We start from the raw sequence: 20,575 nt of genomic DNA on the forward strand, positions 1-20,575 counted from the left end.
TCGCCGTGACCGATCATGCCGCTTCGCATGCCACCATGACCATGGGGATAACCTCCATGGTCGCACTGCTTTTGATCGCGCTGTTGTGGCTGGCCTACCTGGCCGGCGCGTGGCGCACGCAACGGCAAAAACCATGGTCCCGGGGGCGAACGCTTTTGTTCACCCTGGGGTGTATGACGCTTGCCGTGGCGTTTATGCCCTCGCTTATGCACGCTGCGCATCAGGACGTACGATGGCACATGGTGCAGCATCTGTTGCTGGGCATGTTTGCGCCGCTCGGGCTGGTGTTTGCCGCGCCCATGACACTGCTGTTGCGCAATCTGCCTGCCGAGGGCGCCCGCCGGCTGGTGCGCTTTCTCGGTACCCGGCCGGTGCGAGTGCTGACGCACCCCGTTACGGCAGCCCTGTTCGATATTGGCGGCATGTATCTGCTTTATATGACGCCGCTGTATGCGCACAGTCTGGTTACGCCCTGGCTTTCGATCTTCCTGCATCTGCATTTCGTGGTCTCGGGCACCCTGTTTACCTGGGCGATTGCAGGGCCCGACCCGGCGCCACATCGGCCGTCCTGGCGTACACGGATGGGGGTTCTGCTGGTGGCCATGGCCGCACACGCAACGCTTGGCAAGCTTCTGTATGCGTTCAACTTTCCCCGCGGTACGGGTGCGGACCCCGAAGAGCTCCATCAGGCGGCGATGTGGATGTACTACTGGGGAGATCTGGCCGAAGCCACGCTGGTGGTGGCCCTGATGCTCGCCTGGCTGCGCCGTCGCAGGCGTCTTTCGGATTTCAATGAGGCGTCGCCGGACCTGCGTCCGATCCGGGAATGCCTTGCTGGCCCTATCCCGGCAGTGGGGTCTGGCCATCGGTCGAAGTAGATGAAGGATGGGCCAGCGACTGCAGCAGCGCGCCCAGTCCGTTCGGGGCACGGGCCTGATGTCTGGCACTGGTCATGACACGCAGATTGGGTGCCCAGGTAACGTTGCCATGTGCGGCCAGGTGACGTTCGATCAGATCGACATCCTCATGGCAGCGTAGCGGTCGAAAGCCACCCAGTCGCCTGTAGACGGCCATGCTGATCCCCATATTGGCCCCATGGATGTGTTGTCGCTCAACGTTCTGGCGCTGATGGGCCAGATAGCGCGCGCGTATATCCGGTGACAGCGCCTGCCATTGAACCAGATAAACCCCACCGCAAACGACCTCGGTACCCAGGCCGTACAGGTCAGTCAGCCAGCTGTTGCTCACATGGGTGTCGGCATCGGTAAAGGCCAGCCAGTCGATCCCGTCCGGTAACGCCTGAACGCCGGCATGGCGAGCCACGCCCACGTTGGCGGCGGCGATGTTGACTATGGTGATGTCATGCGACTCGGCGATTTCTGCCACTACCGTGGCCGAACGGTCCTGACAGCTGTCCAGCACTACCACAAGCGTCACGTCATGCCCGAGTGCTCGTGCATGATCGGCGGCCAGAAGCAGCGAGGCAAGACACGTGCCCAGATGCTGTTCTTCATCGTGAGCAGGGACCACGACCCCGATATGGGCCAGCGCGTTACAAAGCGTCGTCATGGAAGCCCTCTTGACGTGAGGCCACCGGAGAGGGCGTGCGCTGCCAGAGATCGATCAGGGTGTCGCTGTCCTCGTAATGGCCGTGCCGTGTGACATTCAGATGATCTGCCAGCGTGCGATGAACGCTTTCGGCATTCAGATCGCTGCCATCGATGGGATGGCGCCAGTGACAGGCCAGCAGCTCACCGTCCTCGCTCAGAGCGGTCTCAATGCGCCTGCACAGCGTGTCGAGTGCTTCCCGGCTCAGGTAGTAGCCTATCTCGCTGATTATGATCAGATCAAAACGGCCTTCCGGCCACTGTTCGGGAATGGCGCCGCAGTCGATGTTCACGTGGGGCTGATCCTTGAGGGCCTCGCGGGCACGGCGCACGGCGCTCTGGCTGATATCCTGGATGTCGAGCGCATCGCAGCGCGCGGCCAGCGCGGTGCTGAGCACGCCGATGGAGCAGCCGGGTTCGAACGCGCGGCGATAGCGCTGGCGGGTCAGCATTGCCAGCGTCAGATCGCGCTTGCGCCGTTCGTACCAGCGCGAGTGGTAGTGCCAGGGATCATCATGCGTGGCGTGCAGCTGTTCAAAGGCCTGAGCGTCCAGACGAGTCATGGATGGGCTCTCCCGGCGGACGCTGATGGCGCGTCGATAAAAAATACTTCATGGGGGCGTGTCAGCCGGGCCAGCACGTGATCGGACAGAATCGGTGCCTGTCCGGTGGCCGGATCGATGCTCAACTGGCTCTGGTGGGCCTGAATGGCGGCCCGTTTGTCGGCCAGCATGTCATCGTCAAGCCGCAGGCGCCGGGCACGATGCCAGGGCACGCGGGTATCTCCCGGCTCGGCCCAGTGCCAGGTCCAGATCGGCACTTCGATCAGCCGCGCACCCGTGAGCTCACAGGCACGCATGCAGGCACGCCCGGTGGCTTCATGATCCGGGTGGCCGTCACCGCGCCAGGTAGTCAGCACCACGTGCGCGGGGGTGAGATAGCCCAGCAGATGATCGCACAGCGTGGATTCATGCTCGGCCACGCGCGTATCCGGCAGTGTCAGTCTTGTCATCGTGGTCTGCTGCTGACAGCCCAGACGCGACAGCGCCTCGAGGCTTTCCAGCGGGCGCTGACGGGCCAGATGCTCGGGCGTGAAATGGGCAGAGCCTGCATGACTTGCCGTGCCATCCGTTACGGCAACGATTTGCAGGGCATGCCCGGCGTCGGCGAGCTGAAGCATCAGTCCGGCAAAGCCCAGGGTTTCATCATCGGGGTGGGGGGCCACGATCACGGCGTGCTGATGCGGGGCGACCAGTGCCTCAAGGGAGGTCAGGGGCATCGCCTCCAGCCTGCCCCGGGCCTGCCAGTCGGCCTCTGGCGTGCCTTCGCCCTCGATTCGACGATCATCAGTGCTCATAACGACCACCCATGAACGTCATCGGCGCAGAGCCTGCCCAGCGCGCTCAGGTCGCGCTCGGCGTGGCTCTGACGCAGGTAGACGGGCAGGTCGGCCATCATGCGGGCAAACCGGCGGTCGCGGCAGAAGGGGCCGGCGCCCAGTGCGCGGCCGCAGTGGGTCACAATCTGCTCGACGCTGTGCTCGATGACGGCGCGGGTGCGCAGGGTCAGCGCCTGGCAGCCCTCATTGGGCGCTGTATCGATACGCCCGGCAGTCTCGCGCAGCGCGGCCAGACCGGCCTGCAGGGCAGCATCGACGTGGCCAAGATGCGCCATCATGAGCGGATCGCCCTGGCGGCTCGAGGCACTGGCCTTGAGCGTTTGGGCCAGCGCGTGCGCGCCGCCCAGCCAGCAGGCGGCGATGCCGGCGCCGCCCTGCCAGAAGCCGGGGCGGTCCAGATAGGCGTCGAGCGGACCGATCAGCGTGGCCCGGGCGTTGTCGAAATCGACCTCGACGCTGGCGCTGGCCTGCATGCCCACGGCCTGCCAGCCCCGCTCGGTGACGGTGACGCCGGGCTGATCCAGCATCACGGCGGCAAGACGCTGCTGGTCCGCCTGCCAGACGGTCATCAGCGCATGACTGACGATCGGGGCGCCCGAGCACCAGGCCTTGGTGCCGTCAAGCGTGATCTGTGCCGGGTCGTGGCCACTGACCTGCTCCCTGACCTTCACCCTGGCCTGCGGCGGCTCGGCAGCCCACATGGCCCAGCGGGCATCATCAGGGGCGTCAGGCATGACACCCAGTTCGGCCATGATGGCCAGCGCGTCCGTGTGGCCCTCATATAGCTTGATCAGGGCCAGATCATGACCTGCCACCTGATACAGGGCGCGCCAGCGCGCGAGCGTCTCGCTTGATCCGGGCCGGGGCAGCGGTCCCAGCGCAATCAGCTGATCCAGCCGTGCGGCCAGCTCGGTGATGTCCTCGGCGGGCATGTCGTGACATGCCAGAACATTATTTAAACGCTGAAAGAAGGTGGCCTCCATGCAAACTCCTCGTTCGGCCTGTCGTGGGCGATCCTTGCCGGTAAAGGAGACGGACCAGAGCTTGAGAGTAGTTGCGAAGCCTTCGGGCAATATTGCTCGGGGTTAAGCTTTTGCAGTCGGATACAAAAAGGACCGCCCGAAGGCAGTCCTGCATCCATGCTGGCAACGTTTTAGTTGCCCTGATCAGGTCGGCTGGCCTCATCAAGGATCTTCAGCGCGTCATCATCAAGTTTGAGCTGCGTGGCCTGCACGAGCTGGTCGAACTGACGTTGCGAGGTGGCACTGGCAATCGGCGCCGTGACCGCAGGCTGGGCGATCAGCCAGGCCAGTGACACCGCAGCCGGTGTGGCCTCAAGGCGTTCGGCCACCTGATCGAGGGCATTCAGCACGCGCATGCCACGCTTGTTGAAATACTGCTCGACGAACTGTTCACGGGCCTTGCCCTTGGCGTCTTCGCGCGAGCGATACTTGCCGGTGAGAAAACCGCTGGCCAGCGAGAAGTACGGCGTCACACCCAGATCATGTTGCTGGCAGACACCGGCCAGGTCGTTTTCAAACTCGTGGCGATCATAAAGGTTGTAGAACGGCTGCAATGCCTCATAGCGCGGCAGGCCGTTGTCGCCGGCGATACGCATGGCTTCCTCAAGGCGCTCGCCCGAGTAGTTCGAGGCCGCAACGTAGCGCACCTTGCCCTGTTCGATCAGGCGCTGATAAGCCTCCAGCGTTTCTTCAAGCGGCGTGTCAGGATCATCCCGATGCGAGAAATAGAGATCCAGATGATCGGTCTGCAGCCGTTTGAGGGAATCCTCGACCGCCTGCATGATCCAGTCGCGTGAGAGCCCCTTGCCGCCGGGCATTTCCATGCCGACCTTGCTGGCAAGCGTTATCCGGTCGCGATTGCCGCGGGCCCTGAAGTAACGGCCCAGCACGGATTCGGATTCACCGCCCTGATGACCCTCGGCCCAGCGCGAATAGACATCGGCGGTGTCGATCATGTTGAAGCCGGCATCCAGCCAGGCATCCAGCATCTCGAAGGACTGCTGCTCATCGAGCGTCCAGCCAAAGACGTTACCGCCAAAGATGATCGGGGCCGTTTTGAGCTCGCTGCGGCCCAGCTGACGCATGTCCATGATCACTCCCTGTTCGATGGATATGTCATCAAGCGTAGTCGGTGTGGGCGGTCTCTACAGCGCCTTGCAGCCTGCCTCGTATCACATGTCGAGCCGGATGGAGGGATTGGGTTTCGAGATCAGCGCGAGGCGAGCTGGCGTACGGTGTCGCCGGTCAGAAGACGTCTTGCGCCCAGATAGTGGCGCTGCCAGTAGTCGCCGGAAAGCGAGCTGATGCGGATGTTCTCGCCGGTGCGCGGCGCCTGAACGAACTGGCCATCGCCCAGATAGACACCTACGTGGTCGGCGGCGCTGGCCGCCTTGATGCGGAAAAAGACCAGATCGCCGCGCTTGAGTGAATCGATGGCCACCGGAGTGGATTTTGACCAGTGATACATGCCGTTGGCGGTGCGCGGCATCTCCGAGGAGAGCAGGTCACGAAAGGCATAATAGATCAGGCCGCTGCAGTCAAAGCCCGCCTGAGGCGTGGTGCCCCCCCAGAGATAGGGTCGGCCGATCTGATCCATGACGGTATCCATGGCACGCGCCATGGCGATCTCGCCGGGTCGATCGATCTCCTCGTTGAAGGCATATTTCTTGTAATTGAAGTTATCCACACCCGCTGCAATCGCTCGGGTCGAGCTGGCGGGGGCAATCGAGCGCCCCTGTGCGGCCGCCTTTTTGAGCTGTGTTTCGGAAAGGCCCAACTGTCGGGCGCGTGCCTGTTCGCGCTTGCGTTTGGCGCGCAGTTCGCTGGCCGTGCCGTGCTCCGGCTGGATCAACTGACGGGCGTGCGCCTGCGTCGCTGTCAGAGGCAGGGCGGTCACCAGCAGCGCCGCGATCAAAAGACCGGTGGATAACTGGTTCAGGGCATAACGAAACGCAGTATGCGAGGGCATGGGCGTGCTCATGAAATCGGTGTCGTGTCGGGGGATCGACCACGTTGGCGCCAGTGGCACATGGTCATGGATCACGGCAGATGCATTGATAACATTGAGCGGGACCCGAAAACATGATCGATGCGCGCATTGTACAAAGTGATGCCTTACCTCGCGATCAAGGTAACCTGGGTTATGGAAGGCGAAGGGTTCCCATGTTCACGTAGTGCCCTCCCGGACATTCGGCCAGGTGGCCGGAGCGTTATTCGGGGGCCCTGAAAGGGTCAGGCGATGGTCATGATCTGTTGACGTCCCGGGACCAGAAGCATGTATCGACAGGCGCGGATGGCGCCGGATACCCAGAGCGCCCCATGAGGGGGTGACGTCAGGCAGGACGCCGTCGTCTTTTTGTTGACCAAGGAGGACACATGTCAGCTGTACACGCACAGCGTCACAATACGTTGATGGAAGATCCGTACCCTACGCGCCTGGCGACAGCGCCGGAGCGGTCCTGGCTGCCGCGTCAGGAAAAGATCCTGCGCGGGCCGCAGGAGGGGCCGCTGAGCCGCGAGCAGCGTGAGGAGTTTCGCCGCAAGGGGTTTGTCTTTATCCCGAATTTTCTCGATGGCGCCGAGCTTGAAGACTATCAGCGCGAGCTTGAAGCCCTGCTCCAGCGTGATGACTACCGCGATCAGGACTTCACCATCACCGAGCCGAGCAGCAATGACATCCGCTCTATCTTTGCCATGCATTTTCTCTCGGAGAAATTCGGGCAGCTGGCGCAGTCGCCGAAGCTGGTCAAAAGCGTCGAGCAGTTGATCGGTGAGGATGTCTACGTGATGCAGGGTCGCATTAACTACAAGCCCGGCTTTGAAGGCAAGGGCTTTGACTGGCACTCCGATTTCGAGACCTGGCACGCCGAGGACGGCATGCCGCGCATGAATGCCGTCAGTGCCTCGATCGTGCTCACCGACAACCATGAGTTCAACGGCCCCTTGATGCTGATTCCGGGCTCGCATGAGAAGTTCGTGCCCTGCATTGGCGAGACGCCGGAAGACAACTACAAGAGCTCGCTGAAAAAGCAGGAGGCGGGCGTGCCGGGCCGTGAGGCACTGGCTGAACTGGTGGCCGAACATGGCATCGAGGCGCCCAAGGGGCGTGCCGGCGGGCTGCTGCTGTTTGACTGCAATACGCTGCACGGCTCCAATGCCAACATGTCACCGGATGCGCGCAGCAACATCTTTTTCGTGTTCAACCAGCGCGATAACGCCCTTGATACACCGTTTGCGGCCAGCAGGCAGCGCCCTGACTTTCTGGCCCATACACCGGACGGTCGCTGGCGCGATCTTGCTCTGTAGACCTGTCCGGTTCAGACATGGTTCGTGATTTGCCTTTCGACATGCAAGGGCGAACATGATCTGCAGGCGGCAGGGCGTTGATCGCGCCCTGCCGCTTTTTTATGGCGGCAGGCTTGTGATGGTCGTGATAAGACGTACATTGAATCAATAAAAACGCATGGATCTTCAAGAGGAACAGGCCATGGCCTTTCAGCCCGTCTTCACTGATAGACGCACGTTCGACGCGCCTCTGGGCAAGATTGTCTGTGTGGGACGCAACTACGCCGCCCACGCCAGAGAGCTCAACAATGATGTCCCCACCGCACCGCTTTTGTTTATCAAACCGGCCACCAGCGCCACGTCCATGCGCGAGCGCATCCGGGTGCCGCGCCATCTGGGGGAAGTCCATTTTGAAACCGAGGTGGCCCTGCTGGTCAGTCAGCGCCTGTGCCGGGCACGACCGGAGAAGGTGCTGGAGGCCATTGCAGGTGTTGGGCTGGCGCTGGATCTGACCCTGCGCGATGTCCAGTCACGACTCAAGGACAAGGGGCACCCCTGGGAGCGGGCCAAGGGATTTGATGGCGCCTGTCCGCTCAGTGACTTCGTGCCCTTTGACCCCGAACACATGGATCTTGATGATCTGCGTTTCAGCCTGACCATCGATGGCGAGCGCCGACAGACGGGCCACACTGCGCTGATGCTGTTCAAGGCGGCCGAGCTTCTGGCAGACATGTCGCATTCGTTTACGCTCGAGCCCGGGGATGTAATCCTGACCGGCACGCCCGAAGGGGTCGGTGCGCTGCCGGAAGGGGCGCGCCTGGCGCTCACCCTGGACGGCTATCTCGACATCGCTGCTCGCAGCTGATTTCACGCTGAACCGTGCTGGGCGTATACTCGATATCCTGTGCCGGGCCTGACACCCGGTCGCGCTATCCGCGCAGTGAGTGTCGCCCGCTCCCGAGGATCCGGGAACGGTGGGGCGGCACTTTTCTGTCGATGTCCGCGCTGCCCTGAAGCGGGCGTTCCTGCCGTCTCGGGCAGGCACCATCGACAGCGCTTTCGTTGGTCCCGGGCATTGTGCCCCTGCGGGATGTCCGGGACCTGTTCGTATTCATTACCATCAAAAGTGATCAGATCATGAGCCAGGAAGACCGGCCGGATAGCCCCTCTACCGCACCGCTTGCCAATGACCGCAGCCATACCCGCCGCCACTCCTCTCCGGTGGTCGATGGCCCCGGCAAGGCGGCCAGCCGCGCCATGCTGCGCGCCGTGGGGTTCAGTGATGAGGATTTCACCAAGCCGCAGGTCGGGATCGCTTCGACCTGGAGTCGTGTCACTCCGTGCAACAGCCACATCAACGTGCTGGCCGACGCCGCCAGTGATGGCGCTGACGAGGCCGGCGGCAAGGGCGTGGTGTTCAACACCATCACCATCAGTGACGGCATCGCCAACGGCACCGAGGGCATGAAGTACTCGATGATCTCGCGTGAGGTCATTGCCGACTCCATCGAGACCGTCGCCGGCTGCGAGGGCTTTGACGGCGTGGTCGCCATCGGCGGCTGTGACAAGAACATGCCCGGCTGCATGATGGGACTGGCGCGTCTCGACCGCCCCGGCATCTTCGTTTACGGCGGTACCATCCTGCCGGGTGAAGGCCACACCGACATCGTTTCGGTCTTTGAGGCGATGGGCGCCCACTCCCAGGGCAACATGGATCTCATTGACGTCAAGCGCATCGAGGAGACCGCGATTCCCGGACCGGGCTCGTGCGGCGGCATGTACACCGCCAACACCATGGCCTCTGCCATCGAGGCACTGGGCATGAGTCTGCCCAACTCCTCGGCGCAGAACGCCGTGTCCCAGACCAAGCAGGACGACAGCCGCGCCGCGGGCGCTGCCGTGCTCAAGCTGCTCGAACTCGACATCAAGCCGTCTGACATCATGACCCGCAAGGCGTTTGAAAACGCCATTACCTTGGTCATCAGCCTGGGCGGTTCCACCAATGCGGTGCTGCACCTGATCGCGATTGCCAACACCATTGGCGTTGAACTGACCCTCGATGATTTCACCGAGATCGGCAAGCGCGTACCGGTGGTGGCGGATCTGCGCCCCAGCGGTCACTACATGATGAGCGAGCTGGTCGCCATCGGCGGTATTCAGCCGCTGATGAAGATCCTGCTCGATGCCGGACTGCTGCACGGCGACTGCCTGACCGTCACCGGTCAGACGCTGGCTGAAAACCTGGCAGACGTTGCGCCCTATCCGGAAGGTCAGGAAATCATCAAGCCGCTGGACAACCCCATCAAGGCCTCCAGTCACCTGCGCATTCTCTACGGCAATCTGGCGCCGGAGGGGTCGGTGGCCAAGATCACCGGCAAGGAAGGCACCCGCTTTACCGGCAAGGCGCGCGTGTTCAACTCCGAAGAGGAAGCTCAGGCGCGCATCAACGACCTGACCGTGGTCGCCGGTGACGTGCTGGTGATTCGCTACGAAGGTCCGCGTGGCGGTCCGGGCATGCGCGAGATGCTCACGCCGACCTCGGCCATCATGGGACGTGGTCTGGGGGACAAGGTCGCCCTGATTACCGATGGTCGCTTCTCCGGCGGCAGTCACGGTTTCGTGGTCGGCCACATCACGCCTGAAGCCTTCAACGGCGGGCCGATTGCGCTGGTAGAAGACGGCGATCAGATCACCATCGATGCCGAAAATGACGTCATGACCCTGCACATCGATGAGGCCGAAATGCAGCGCCGCCGTGACGCCTGGCAGCGTCCGAAACCGCGCTATACCCGCGGCGCGATGGCCAAGTACGCGCGCATGGTCAGCTCGGCATCGCTGGGTGCCATTACCGACTTGCCGGATGACACCGATGCGCTGTGATCTGACCTGATCCTTGCGCTGGTTTTGTCAAAAAACGCCCCGGCCATGGCCGGGGCGTTTTTTATGCGGCCTTGCAGGACTTATCCGGCCAGCGGCTGTGTCTTCTCGGCAAGCCAGAGGCGAGTGTCTTCATCCAGCAGGGGGGCCAGGCGCTCAAATACCGTACGGTGATAGTCATCCAGCCAGGTGATTTCATCCTCATGCAGCAGTGAAGACTCGATCAGGCGGGTATCGATGGGGCACAGGGTGAGCGTTTCAAACTCGAGAAAGGCCTCGGCATCGGCGTCGATGTTGTCGGTGACCCGGCGATTGGCGACCAGATTCTCGATGCGAATGCCCCATCGATTCGGGCGGTAAAGCCCCGGCTCGATCGAGGTGATCATGCCTTCCCGCATGGCGGTCTGCGGTGTGGGCTGCGCCCCGCGGGAGATCACCTGCGGGCCTTCATGGACGTTGAGAAAATAGCCCACCCCGTGGCCGGTGCCGTGGCCGTAATCAAGGCCCACCTCCCAGAGCGGTGCGCGGGCGATGGCGTCCAGCCGCGGGGCTTCGATGCCTTCCGGAAAACGGGTACGCGACAGCGCCATCATGCCCTTGAGCACGCGGGTGTAATCGGCCTTCTGGGCAGCGTCGGGTTCGCCGATTGGAATGACCCGGGTAATGTCGGTGGTGCCATCGAGATACTGAGCCCCGGAGTCGATCAGAAGCAGCCCCTGCCCCTCGATGCTGGCATGCGCTGTTTCGGTGGCGCGGTAGTGCGGCAGGGCGCCATTGGCATTAAAGCCGGCAATGGTGGGGAAACTGCGCGAGATAAAGTGCTTCTCCCGCGTGCGCTCGGCCGTCAGGCGGGCATCGATGGTGATTTCCGAGATGACCTCGCCACTGGCCAGCGCCTCGTCAAGCCAGCAGAGAAACCGGCACAGGGCGGCACCATCGCGAGCCATGGCTGCATGGACGTGATCGATCTCCGAGGCACTTTTGCAGGCCTTGGCAAGCGTTGTCGGCTGAAAGGATTCCACCAGTGTGACGTGCGCCGGCAGGGCCTGAATCAGCCCGAGCGTGACCCGGGCCGGGTCGATCAGAAGCCGCGTGGCTTCAGGCAGACGGGCCAGATGATCCCGGATATCGGCATAGTCATGCAGCACAACGCCATCGTCGGCCAGTGCCTCGTAAAGCGTGTCCGACACCTTGTCCCGATCAATAAAGAGCCGGGTATGGTGGGCATCCACCAGGGCGTGGGACAGAAAGACCGGGTTGTAGTCCACGTCGCTGCCGCGCAGGTTGAACAGCCAGGCAATGTCATCCAGCGTCGAGATCAGATGCGTATCGGCATTGGCCTCGTTCATGGCCTGATAAAGCCGGGTCAGCCGCTCGGCGCGGGACTGTCCGGCATGGGTCGCCTCATGTGCCGTGATCGGCAGCGACGGCAGAGCCGGCCGGTCGGTCCAGATATCCTCGAGCAGGTCGCGGGTGCTTTTGATTGTTACACGCTCACCCAGGCGTGTCTTGAAGGCGCGGTGGGCTGCCAGCGGCAGTACGGCGCCATCAAGGCCCAGCGTCAGCGGCCCGGAGCGGTTGACGTCGAGCCACTCGATCGGCGCCAGAATCTGTTGCCCCTGGGCCACCTTCATCATCTCGATACCGCTGCCGGCGAGCTCCTTGTCGGCCTGTACCCAGTAGCGACTGTCGACCCAGAGTCCGGCAAAGTTATGGGTGACCAGCAGTGTGCCCACCGAGCCGGTAAAGCCGGTCAGCCATTCGCGCCCCTGCCAGTGTCCGGGTAAATATTCCGACAGATGCGGGTCGGAGGAGGGCACCAGCCAGGCATCGATGCCGGAGGCTGTCATGGTCTGGCGCAGGGCGTCGATGCGCTGTGAAGGGGTATCGACTGGAGCGGTCATGGCAATGTCTCCGAAGGGCCTGATGCAGCGGTGCGGCCATGGGCCAGCAGCTGGCGGATGGGTCTGATCAATATCATGAGTATGACGGCTTCGCAGCAATTTCGGGTAAGTTGCGACAAGAGTTTCTACACTCAACAGGAAGCCAAACGTCAGGGATGAATCATGAAAGTAGCCAAGGGTATATGGTGCGCCGGTGCGATGGCACTTGCGATGACGGGTGTCAGCCAGATGGCACAGGCCGAAGTTGAAGAGTCTGCCGACGTGCCCCAGGCCGAGCGCGAGCTGGTCATGCAGTGCCATGATGCTGCACTGGCCAGCAAGGATGGTGATGACTTTGAAAGCACGAAGCTGCTGATGGAGCAGCAAAATGCGGGTGACTATGAGCAGGGTGAAGAACTGCTTTTGCACATCAATCTTCTGGGACACGGCACGACCATCTATAACATCAGCTGCAACGTGGACGAACAGGGCAACGTGACCTACAAGGAGTATCAGAAAGCAGGCACGCCGGCCGGTTCCACACGCTGAGCCATTTAATGCTTGAGCCATTCAACGCTTGAGTCCGTCATGTAAAAGGCCCCCGTTGGGGCCTTTTTGCTGTCAGAAGCGCATATTCAGGAGGAGAGCATGACGCTGCCATTGTGCGAGCGCGCCGTCTTTACCATCGATACCCCTGTCGGTGTCATCAGCGATACACACGGCCTGCTGCGCGATGAGGCTCTGGAGACGCTCAAGGGCTGCGCGCTGATTCTGCATCTGGGCGATGTCGGTCATCCGGAGATTCTCCAGCAACTGGCCGAACAGGCACCGCTGATTGCCATACGAGGCAATGTAGATCGGGAGGCATGGTGCGAGGCACTGCCGATGCGGCGCGATATCGTGGTCAATGGCTGGCGGCTGCATCTGGTGCATGACATCGCTGATGTCGATACCGACACGGGCTGGGATGCGGTACTGCATGGCCATTCCCACAAGCCGCGGCAGCAGTGGGTCGATGACGGGACAGGCGTTCGACGGCTTTATTTCAATCCCGGCAGCGCCGGCAAGCGGCGGTTCAGGTTGCCCATCACGGCCGGTCGATTGTGGGTTGGCAAGGACAGGCTGTGCAGTGGCGTCATGCATCTTCTAAGGGAGTGATACCCGTAAAGGATTGATGCCCGGCGATGGCCGGGCATCAGAGCAGGAATTGTCTTACATGGGCGGTACGGTGCCATCAAGCCCTACAATCACGACCTTTGCCGGTACGGGGGAGGCGGACAGGTCACCGGCGACAAAGACGGCTTCTCCCTTCTTGATGTCATCCATGGTGGCCTTCTGAACGGCCACGACCGGTACATCTCGCGGCACCATGATCTGCTTTTTGCCGTCGCCATAATCGACGGTCAGCGTCATCATGCCCTTGTCACCGCTATCGGACTGGTTGACGGTACCGTTGGTCATGGTGGAGCCGCCACCAGTGCCGCCCATCTTGCCGCTGTCGGCCTGGCTGACGGTGCCGTTGGTCATGGTCGAGCCGCCACCGGCCCCACCCATCTTGCCGCTGTCGGTCTGGCTGACGGTGCCATTGGTCATGGTCGAGCCACCACCGGAGCCACCCATCTTGCCACCTGATGAACCGCTCTGGTCATGGCCGCGCGGGGTATCCCATGGGTAGTCACCCTCACCGGTGCCTTTCATGGATTCCGGAAAGACCACTACCTCCAGCGCCTTTGAGGGCTGGCCGTCGGCCCCGGGCGCGTTGGCGGTGCCGATAAAGGTACCTTCCTGAATGGCATCAAGGCTTGAAGGCGTTACGCCAGCCAGACGGGTGTCATCGCTGATGCTGACGTCATGGGTCTTGCCATCGCTGGTCGATTCGACGCTGAAACCGTGATCGCTGACGGCGGTAATGGTGCCACGCAGATGTTTGGGTATGTCGCTCTGACCATCAGCGGCCATGGCGGCGCCGGCAGAAAGGGCGCAGACCAGCGAAACGGCCGAGGCAAGCAGGGTCGGGCGAGCCATGTTACGTAGGATCATCAAGCATCTCCTGAATCGGATAAAAATCGGTCGCAGTGGCGAGGTACCATTGTTCCCGGCTGGTGTTCAGTTCAGCCTGGCCACTGTTTTTGTCAAACAGTGACGGGTCATACACGACCAAAGCCGTAGGCTAGATGCCGGCATACCAGGTATAGCCGCGATCTTCCCAGTAGCCCCCCTTGCCGCCCTGGATGTCATCGAAATGCTCGACCAGAGTGATGCCCTTGAGATACTTGGCCATCTTGTAGCCGAGCTGTCGCTCCACGCGCAGACGCAGGGGGGCGCCGTTGCCGACCGGAAGCGGTTCCCCGTTGAGGGAGTGGGCCAACAGGGTCTGTGGGTGAAAGGCCTCGACCATATCAATGCTTTCATAATAATCGTGTGCGCCATCGAGCTGGTCCATGCAGTGAAACACCACGTAGCGGGCCGAGCGGTGCACGCCGGCCTGCTCCAGAATGTCGCCCAGCACCGGCCCGGTCCACTGTCCGATGGCGCTCCAGCCCTCCACGCAATCGTGGCGGGTAATCTGGGTGCGCGAGGGCAGGGCTCTAAGCGTGTCCAGCGAGAGCTCCAGCGGCGTTTGTACCAGACCGCCGACCGTAAGCCGCCAGTCCGCGAAGTTGTTGGTCGCCAGCTGTCGGTACAGTGCCGTTTGCGGATCCACTGTCCCGTTGGGTCGAAAGACCGGTGAGATCATCGAGGCCGGATACTCAACGGCCAGCGACTCTCGTCCGGCCAGCAGACGCTGTGCCCTGAGGTTGAGGGTCTCGGCGCTGCCCAGCAGTCGCACTACGGACTCGTTTTCCGACAGCCGGTCGCAGCCGGTAAGCCCCAGAGCTGCGGCACCCAGCAGCGTACGCTGCAGCAGGGCTCGACGGGTCAGGGAAGTACCTGTGGGCGGTCGACGGCTCATGAGGATGACTCCTGATCGGAAGACGAAGGGCTTCGTGGGACACGCCCGGTAATCATGCCGCGCAGCTGACGCAGCGGATTCGATAGCAGCACCATGACCACATGGACCACGGCGAAGAGCACCAGCGAGAAGGCCGTGATGAAATGAATCGAGCGGGCGCTCTGACGGCCACCGAACAGGTCCAGAAGCCAGGGAGCGGCGGCATTGATGGTGGGGGACATGCAAAGACCCGTCACGATCATCAGAGGCAGTGCCAAAAAGACCACGCTCAGATAGCTCAGTTTCTGCAGGCTGTTGTATTTGCCTGAGTGAGCGTTAAAACGCAGCTTCACATGCTCGAGGATATCTCGCCCGAGCCCACGCCAGTCGCGGGTGCCGAGCCAGAAATTGCGACGAAAATGACCGCTGAACAGCGCGTAAAGGGCAAAAAGCGCACCGCTGATGGCAAAAAGCCAGGCAAAGAAAAAATGCCATATCCGGCCCATGCTCAAGAACTGATAGCTGGGCAGTGTCGCCCAGGCAGGAAAGCCGCGCACGCTCTCGTCTGAATAGCCCAGAAATCCGGTCGTCGTGAATTGCCAGGGGCCAAGCGCTGTAATGCCGTGGACGCTGCCATCGGCGCCACGCATGGCGTACATCTCAAGCCAGGGCGCATCAAAGTTGGACGCACTGCCCCAGTACAGCGCGGGGTGGGCATTAAAGATCTGAAAGCCGCTTAACAGTAAAACGATCAGACACCACAGGTTGATCCAGTGCCATGCGCGCACCGGCAGGCGATGACGCAGACGGCGTGTACCATTTTGATCCGATGCATGTTGGGACATGTTGATGTCCTGCAGAAACAGGGAGGAGGCTGAAGTATGGGTCGAGACCGGCATTGTTCGCCAGTCAACCGAGTTGCAGCATCACCGGCCAGGCCGCGAGCACTGTACTGGCACTGGCCATCTGCACTGGCAGCCGGCGGCGTGGAGAGCAGGTCATGAAGGAGGCGTACACGGGGCGTGACGCTCGCCGAAGCGAGCGTCGTCAGGAGGTTACTGGCCAGGGCCGCCGGCGCGCCAGGCCACGGAAGAAATGAAGGAAGACGAACCGCTGATCAGGGCTTCGGTAACGCCGCACTCGGTGCACCACGTCTGACTCTTTGACTGGCCCAGTCGGGCACTGGTCGTGCGAATGGACTGGCTGTCATTGTCGATATAGATACACTCCAGCGGCGTATCCCGTGGCGGTGCCTGCTCGGAAGTCAGGGTGTAGCCGCCTTCGCGCACAATATTGCGATAGTTGCTGACAATACCTTCCATGGTGCTACTCCTTGAAACGTGTTTCGGGTTTTGCAGACCATGTCGCCTTCATTGGCAACACTGGTTATCTCTCATCCAAGCACTCATTGCACGCCCGCGCCATAACATGAGTTGCTATCGATGCAATGCGTCATTAGTCAAATCTCTTTACCAATTTCATCGCACCATAAGTCACCGATCTTTCAGGCCGGTGGCGCTGGAAGGGGCAGATGGCTACAAGGGGCGTGCATTCAACGCATCATAAGCTATATTTTTATCCAGTATTCAAAAGGCGTTCACGGAGAGAACCACATGACGAACCGCACGGAAGACCCCAGCCATAACGAACAGGCCAGCAATCTTGAAAAGGACCCCAATGACTGGGCCACCGGCGATGAAAGCATGACCGGTGCCCAGGCCTCCTATCTGCGCACACTGTGCGAGGAAGCCGGTGTCGAGTTTGATGACTCACTCAACAAGGCCGATGCCTCGAAAATGATTGACGACCTGCAGCACAAGACCGGACGCGGTGAGGATCACTGAGCCGGTTGTCGAGCGAATGGCATTGAGGAACAAAAGCGCTCAAGGGCGCTTTTTCCATGTCTGGCCTGGCGTGATGGCCGGCTCGTGCCAAAGTCGTAGTGCTGGCGTATGATCTATAAAGGGTCGGGCCAGAACCCGGCTGATCCATCCTTCCAGAATGCCTGAACCCCGAGTCTGCCGTGTCTCTACTTGCCCGTCTCAATATTGACAGGTTCCTTCTATACCTTGTCTGCACCGTGGTGCTGGCTTCGCTGCTGCCGATATCGGGGCGCTATGCCGAGTGGTTTTCCATCGCCACCACCATTGCCATTGGCATGCTGTTTTTCCTCCATGGTGCGCGGCTGTCGCCCAGAACCGTTGTGAAGGGCATGGCCCACTGGCGTCTGCATCTGGTGATCTTTCTGACCACCTTTGCGCTCTTTCCGATACTCGGACTGATCATCGGGCTGCTGCCCCCGACACTGCTGTCCCCGGCGCTGTATACCGGCATCCTGTTTTTGTGTGTGCTGCCCTCGACCGTGCAGTCCTCGATCGCCTTTACCTCGATCGGCGGCGGCAACGTGGCGGCCGCGATCTGTTCCGCCACAGCGTCCAACATTCTGGGCATGTTCATTACCCCGATCCTTCTCGGGCTGGTGTTGAGCGTCAATGCCGATGGCGGCGCCGGGCCATCGCTGGGGCCATCGGTAATATTCTCATGCAGCTGCTGGCCCCGTTTTTACTGGGCCAGCTCCTGCAACCCTGGATCGGGAAGTGGATTCGCGAGCACAAGGCGCCACTGGCCATCGTGGATCGCGGCTCGATTCTGATGGTGGTTTATCTGGCCTTCAGCGAAGCGATCGTGGGCGGCCTTTGGCAACAGGTCGATGGGGTCAGTATCGCGACCATGATCGTGGTGGACGGCGTGCTGCTGGCGGTGGTGCTTATGGTGACCCGTACCGTCAGCCGGTTGATGGGCTTTTCACGTGAAGATGAGGTCGCCATCGTCTTTTGTGGTTCCAAAAAGACGCTGGCTTCGGGCGTGCCCATGGCCAACGTGCTCTTCCCCGCCGCACAGGTCGGCAGTGCGCTGCTACCCTTGATGCTGTTCCACCAGATTCAGCTGTTTGTGTGTGCCATGCTGGCGCGGCGCTATGCGACGCGTCGGGCGGCGGCGACCGCCGAGACTCGAACCGCGTCGTCGAGCGCTTGAGCCGTGGCGTTTGAGACCGTTTCATTGACCCTCGATTCAGGAGAAAGCACGTGAATAAAACCGTTTTCATTACCGGTGCCACCTCAGGGTTTGGCCGCGCCGCGGCCCGCCGCTTTGCCGAGGCCGGCTGGTCGCTGGTGCTGACCGGGCGTCGTCGCGAACGTCTGGAAGAGCTGGAGCAGGAGCTCTCCGGCAAGGTGGCCGTTCATGTCGTCGAGCTGGACGTGCGCGATGAGGCGGCGGTGAAAAGGGCCGTCGATGAGCTGCCGCAGGACTTTGCTTCTGTGCATGTGCTGCTTAATAACGCCGGTCTCGCACTGGCCCCGGAGCCCGCTCAGGACGCGGCACTGGAAGACTGGCATACCATGATCGATACCAACGTGAAGGGGCTGGTGAACGTCACTCACGCGCTGCTGCCGACCCTGATCAAGCTCGGTGCCGGTACCAGCATCGTCAATATCGGCTCCACCGCCGGCAAGTGGCCCTACAAGGGCAGTCACGTCTATGGCGCCACCAAGGCCTTTGTCGAGCAGTTCAGCTACAACCTGCGCTGTGACCTTCATGGCACCGGCGTGCGTGTGACCGATATCGCCCCCGGCATGGCCGAAACCGAATTCACGCTGGTGCGTACCAAGGGCGATCAGGCGGCCTCCGACCAGCTCTATGGCAACACCACGCCGATGTCAGCCGAAGACATCGCCGAGCAGATGTTTTATGTCGCCACACTTCCGGCGCATCTCAATATCAACTTTCTTGAAATCCAGCCGGTGCGTCAGGTCTGGGCCGGTATGGCGGTTGATCGCGACGAGTAATCGCGTCTGTGTGAGCAATGAACAACGCCGACCCATGGGTCGGCGTTGTCATGATCAGGCGGGTCTTGATGTGCCCTGAAAGGGTCAGGCGCGTCCGGTACCAGCCTCGTATTGATCGTCAATGATCTGTCCATCGGAGAGCGTAGGCAGCTCGGCTTCACTGGCAGGCTGATCATCCTCGCTCATGCGCGTGACGCGAAAGCCGACCAGGGCATAGAGCACGGCAATCCCCAAATTGATCAGATTGAAAAAGGCGAAGGGCGCATAGCTCAGCGTGGCCACCCCCAGCGTTGCCGCCATGTAGGCGCCGCAGCTGTTCCACGGGATCAGCGGTGAGGTGATTGTGCCGGAGTCCTCCAGCGCCCGCGACAGATTGACCGGCTTGAGCCGGCGACGCTGAAACTCGGCCTTGTAGATACGCCCGGGCAGCACCACGGAAAGATACTGATCGCCGGTCACGATGTTGGTGGCAAGCCCTGTGGCCAGCGTCGAGATGATCAGGGACGAGGTGCTGCGCGCCACGCGCAGAAGACCGCTGACTGCGCGCTCCAAAAGCCCCAGACGTTCAATGACGCCGCCAAAGGTCATGGCCGACAGGATCAGCCAGACCGTGGTCAGCATGCTGTCCATGCCACCGTTGGTGAGTAGCGCATCGATTGCCTCGTTGCCCGTATGGGCGCTGTAGCCGTCGTAGAGCGCAATCCAGCTGCCCTTCAAAAGGGCCATGGCATTTGCCAGCGAAGGCGTGTCGGCCAGCCCGATCACGGCGTCGCGCTGAAAGATCAGGGCAAACAGTACCCCCAGCATGGCGCCGATAAAGATGGTCGGAAACGCCGGCATCTGTTTCCAGGCCATGACCAAAAGCGCCAGCAGCGGCAGAAGTAGCCAGGCGCTGATGGTGAAGTGGTCGCTCAGGGTCTGCTGAATATCGGTGATGCGTTCGGGCGTGGCCACCTGGTCGGGGCCGCCCAGCCCCAGCATCAAAAAGGCGATCAGCGCCAGAATGAGACTCGGCGTGGTGGTCCAGAGCATATGGCGGATATGGGCGAACAGCTCGGCCTCGGCCGAAGCGGGGGCCAGATTGGTAGTGTCGGACAGCGGCGACATCTTGTCGCCGAAATAGCCACCGGAAATGATGGCGCCAGCCGTGATCGCGCTCGACAGTCCCAGCCCGTTGGCGATGCCGATCAGGCCAATGCCGATGGTGCCGGCCACCGTCCAGGAGCTGCCGACCGACACCGAGACCAGCGCGCACAGCAGACAGGCCGTGGCGTAGAAGTAGTGAGGGGAGAGGATCTCGAGTCCGTAATAGATCATCGTCGGCACCACGCCCCCCATCGTCCAGGTGCCGATCATGGCGCCGACTGACAGCAAAATCAGGATCGCCCCGAGCGAGAGATGAATGCCGCGGTTGATGCCCTCTTCTATGGCCTGCCACTGATGGCCGTTTTTCAGACCCACGATAGCGGCCAGCATGGCCCCCAGAATCAGTGCGATCTGGGTCGGACCGCTGGAGGAGTCCGCGCCAAACAGCGTCACGCTCAGTGCCAGCATGACAATGACGGCCACAATGGGGAAAAGTGCATCCAGCATGCCGGGGGCACGTGGCGAGGAAGTATCGGCCTCGTGACGGGAAAGGAAAGCCATGGTGTCTCTCGTTGCTGCAACCGGAAAGAACAGCACCCCATCGATGGCTCGACGGGGTGCTGTTGTCGTAATGGG

22 protein-coding genes are annotated in these 20,575 nt (G+C 61.6%); 10 read left to right on the forward strand and 12 right to left on the reverse strand.

The annotated features are described in order from the left end of the window. Positions 1-5 precede the first annotated feature (5 nt). Positions 6-878 carry a cytochrome c oxidase assembly protein gene (locus B9G99_RS08490; RefSeq protein ID WP_227875755.1) on the forward strand — a complete coding sequence of 291 codons (873 nt, stop codon included), beginning with the start codon at positions 6-8 and terminating at the stop codon, positions 876-878. Here the strand turns inward: B9G99_RS08490 and B9G99_RS08495 are convergent. The 6 genes from B9G99_RS08495 to B9G99_RS08520 form a co-directional block, all read right to left on the reverse strand. After that, a complete protein-coding gene (locus tag B9G99_RS08495) occupies positions 841-1,569 on the reverse strand; it encodes a glycosyltransferase family 2 protein (protein ID WP_086621661.1) in 729 nt (242 codons plus the stop codon). The genes B9G99_RS08490 and B9G99_RS08495 overlap by 38 nt on opposite strands. Further along, entirely contained in the window at positions 1,553-2,170 is a 618-nt protein-coding gene (locus B9G99_RS08500) for a class I SAM-dependent methyltransferase (RefSeq protein WP_086621662.1), read from the reverse strand. Before B9G99_RS08500 ends, B9G99_RS08495 begins: the two co-directional genes overlap by 17 nt. Next, positions 2,167-2,964 carry a PIG-L deacetylase family protein gene (locus B9G99_RS08505; RefSeq protein ID WP_086621663.1) on the reverse strand — a complete coding sequence of 266 codons (798 nt, stop codon included), beginning with the start codon at positions 2,962-2,964 and terminating at the stop codon, positions 2,167-2,169. Before B9G99_RS08505 ends, B9G99_RS08500 begins: the two co-directional genes overlap by 4 nt. After that, positions 2,961-3,989 carry an acyl-CoA/acyl-ACP dehydrogenase gene (locus B9G99_RS08510; protein WP_086621664.1) on the reverse strand — a complete coding sequence of 343 codons (1,029 nt, stop codon included), beginning with the start codon at positions 3,987-3,989 and terminating at the stop codon, positions 2,961-2,963. The genes B9G99_RS08505 and B9G99_RS08510 overlap by 4 nt, the downstream gene beginning before the upstream one ends. Before the next feature lie 170 nt (positions 3,990-4,159). Continuing rightward, positions 4,160-5,119 (reverse strand): aldo/keto reductase, encoded by a 960-nt coding sequence (locus tag B9G99_RS08515; RefSeq protein WP_086621665.1) that lies wholly within the window; start codon positions 5,117-5,119, stop codon positions 4,160-4,162. Positions 5,120-5,238: 119 nt separating this feature from the next. Then, the gene (locus B9G99_RS08520; RefSeq protein ID WP_227875756.1) at positions 5,239-5,997 is read right to left on the reverse strand and encodes a C40 family peptidase; all 759 of its coding nucleotides are present in this window, start codon (positions 5,995-5,997) and stop codon (positions 5,239-5,241) included. A gap of 407 nt (positions 5,998-6,404) precedes the next feature. Here B9G99_RS08520 and B9G99_RS08525 point away from each other — a divergent pair, with 407 nt between their 5' ends. The 3 genes from B9G99_RS08525 (at position 6,405) to ilvD (ending at position 10,193) form a co-directional block, all read left to right on the forward strand. Further along, entirely contained in the window at positions 6,405-7,334 is a 930-nt protein-coding gene (locus B9G99_RS08525) for a phytanoyl-CoA dioxygenase family protein (RefSeq protein ID WP_086621667.1), read from the forward strand. Between the two features lie 181 nt (positions 7,335-7,515). Continuing rightward, a complete protein-coding gene (locus B9G99_RS08530) occupies positions 7,516-8,178 on the forward strand; it encodes a fumarylacetoacetate hydrolase family protein (RefSeq protein WP_086623385.1) in 663 nt (220 codons plus the stop codon). Positions 8,179-8,450: 272 nt separating this feature from the next. After that, positions 8,451-10,193, forward strand: coding sequence for a dihydroxy-acid dehydratase (gene ilvD / locus B9G99_RS08535; RefSeq protein WP_086623386.1), 1,743 nt, complete (start codon positions 8,451-8,453; stop codon positions 10,191-10,193). A gap of 80 nt (positions 10,194-10,273) precedes the next feature. On the opposite strand, the gene B9G99_RS08540 is transcribed toward ilvD, so the two are convergent. Next, on the reverse strand, positions 10,274-12,094 hold the full coding sequence (locus B9G99_RS08540; RefSeq protein WP_086621668.1) for an aminopeptidase P family protein: 1,821 nt from the start codon (positions 12,092-12,094) through the stop codon (positions 10,274-10,276). A gap of 162 nt (positions 12,095-12,256) precedes the next feature. On the opposite strand from B9G99_RS08540, the gene B9G99_RS08545 reads away from it, so the two are divergent. After that, on the forward strand, positions 12,257-12,622 hold the full coding sequence (locus B9G99_RS08545) for a hypothetical protein (RefSeq protein ID WP_148663932.1): 366 nt from the start codon (positions 12,257-12,259) through the stop codon (positions 12,620-12,622). A gap of 99 nt (positions 12,623-12,721) precedes the next feature. Next, a complete protein-coding gene (locus B9G99_RS08550) occupies positions 12,722-13,231 on the forward strand; it encodes a metallophosphoesterase family protein (RefSeq protein ID WP_086621670.1) in 510 nt (169 codons plus the stop codon). Between the two features lie 54 nt (positions 13,232-13,285). On the opposite strand, the gene B9G99_RS08555 is transcribed toward B9G99_RS08550, so the two are convergent. The 4 genes from B9G99_RS08555 to B9G99_RS08570 form a co-directional block, all read right to left on the reverse strand. Continuing rightward, positions 13,286-14,113 carry a metal ABC transporter permease gene (locus B9G99_RS08555; RefSeq protein ID WP_148663933.1) on the reverse strand — a complete coding sequence of 276 codons (828 nt, stop codon included), beginning with the start codon at positions 14,111-14,113 and terminating at the stop codon, positions 13,286-13,288. 130 nt (positions 14,114-14,243) lie between these two features. Beyond that, a complete protein-coding gene (locus tag B9G99_RS08560; protein WP_086621672.1) occupies positions 14,244-15,026 on the reverse strand; it encodes a molybdopterin-binding protein in 783 nt (260 codons plus the stop codon). Next, on the reverse strand, positions 15,023-15,850 hold the full coding sequence (locus tag B9G99_RS08565) for a cytochrome b/b6 domain-containing protein (RefSeq protein ID WP_086623387.1): 828 nt from the start codon (positions 15,848-15,850) through the stop codon (positions 15,023-15,025). Before B9G99_RS08565 ends, B9G99_RS08560 begins: the two co-directional genes overlap by 4 nt. Before the next feature lie 210 nt (positions 15,851-16,060). After that, a complete protein-coding gene (locus B9G99_RS08570; protein WP_086621673.1) occupies positions 16,061-16,327 on the reverse strand; it encodes a hypothetical protein in 267 nt (88 codons plus the stop codon). A gap of 291 nt (positions 16,328-16,618) precedes the next feature. Here B9G99_RS08570 and B9G99_RS08575 point away from each other — a divergent pair, with 291 nt between their 5' ends. The 4 genes from B9G99_RS08575 (at position 16,619) to B9G99_RS08585 (ending at position 18,853) form a co-directional block, all read left to right on the forward strand. After that, positions 16,619-16,849, forward strand: coding sequence for a DUF3072 domain-containing protein (locus tag B9G99_RS08575; protein ID WP_086621674.1), 231 nt, complete (start codon positions 16,619-16,621; stop codon positions 16,847-16,849). Between the two features lie 179 nt (positions 16,850-17,028). Next, the gene (locus B9G99_RS17125; protein ID WP_250644826.1) at positions 17,029-17,658 is read left to right on the forward strand and encodes a bile acid:sodium symporter; all 630 of its coding nucleotides are present in this window, start codon (positions 17,029-17,031) and stop codon (positions 17,656-17,658) included. After that, positions 17,547-18,041 carry a bile acid:sodium symporter gene (locus B9G99_RS17130; RefSeq protein WP_250644827.1) on the forward strand — a complete coding sequence of 165 codons (495 nt, stop codon included), beginning with the start codon at positions 17,547-17,549 and terminating at the stop codon, positions 18,039-18,041. Before B9G99_RS17125 ends, B9G99_RS17130 begins: the two co-directional genes overlap by 112 nt. A gap of 50 nt (positions 18,042-18,091) precedes the next feature. Further along, positions 18,092-18,853, forward strand: a complete 762-nt coding sequence (locus B9G99_RS08585; RefSeq protein ID WP_086621675.1) for an SDR family NAD(P)-dependent oxidoreductase — start codon at positions 18,092-18,094, stop codon at positions 18,851-18,853. Positions 18,854-18,937: 84 nt separating this feature from the next. On the opposite strand, the gene nhaC is transcribed toward B9G99_RS08585, so the two are convergent. After that, positions 18,938-20,500 carry a Na+/H+ antiporter NhaC gene (gene nhaC, locus B9G99_RS08590; RefSeq protein ID WP_086621676.1) on the reverse strand — a complete coding sequence of 521 codons (1,563 nt, stop codon included), beginning with the start codon at positions 20,498-20,500 and terminating at the stop codon, positions 18,938-18,940. Between the last annotated feature and the right edge of the window lie 75 nt (positions 20,501-20,575).

The sequence above is a fragment of the Kushneria konosiri genome (genome assembly GCF_002155145.1).
GTDB lineage: Bacteria > Pseudomonadota > Gammaproteobacteria > Pseudomonadales > Halomonadaceae > Kushneria > Kushneria konosiri.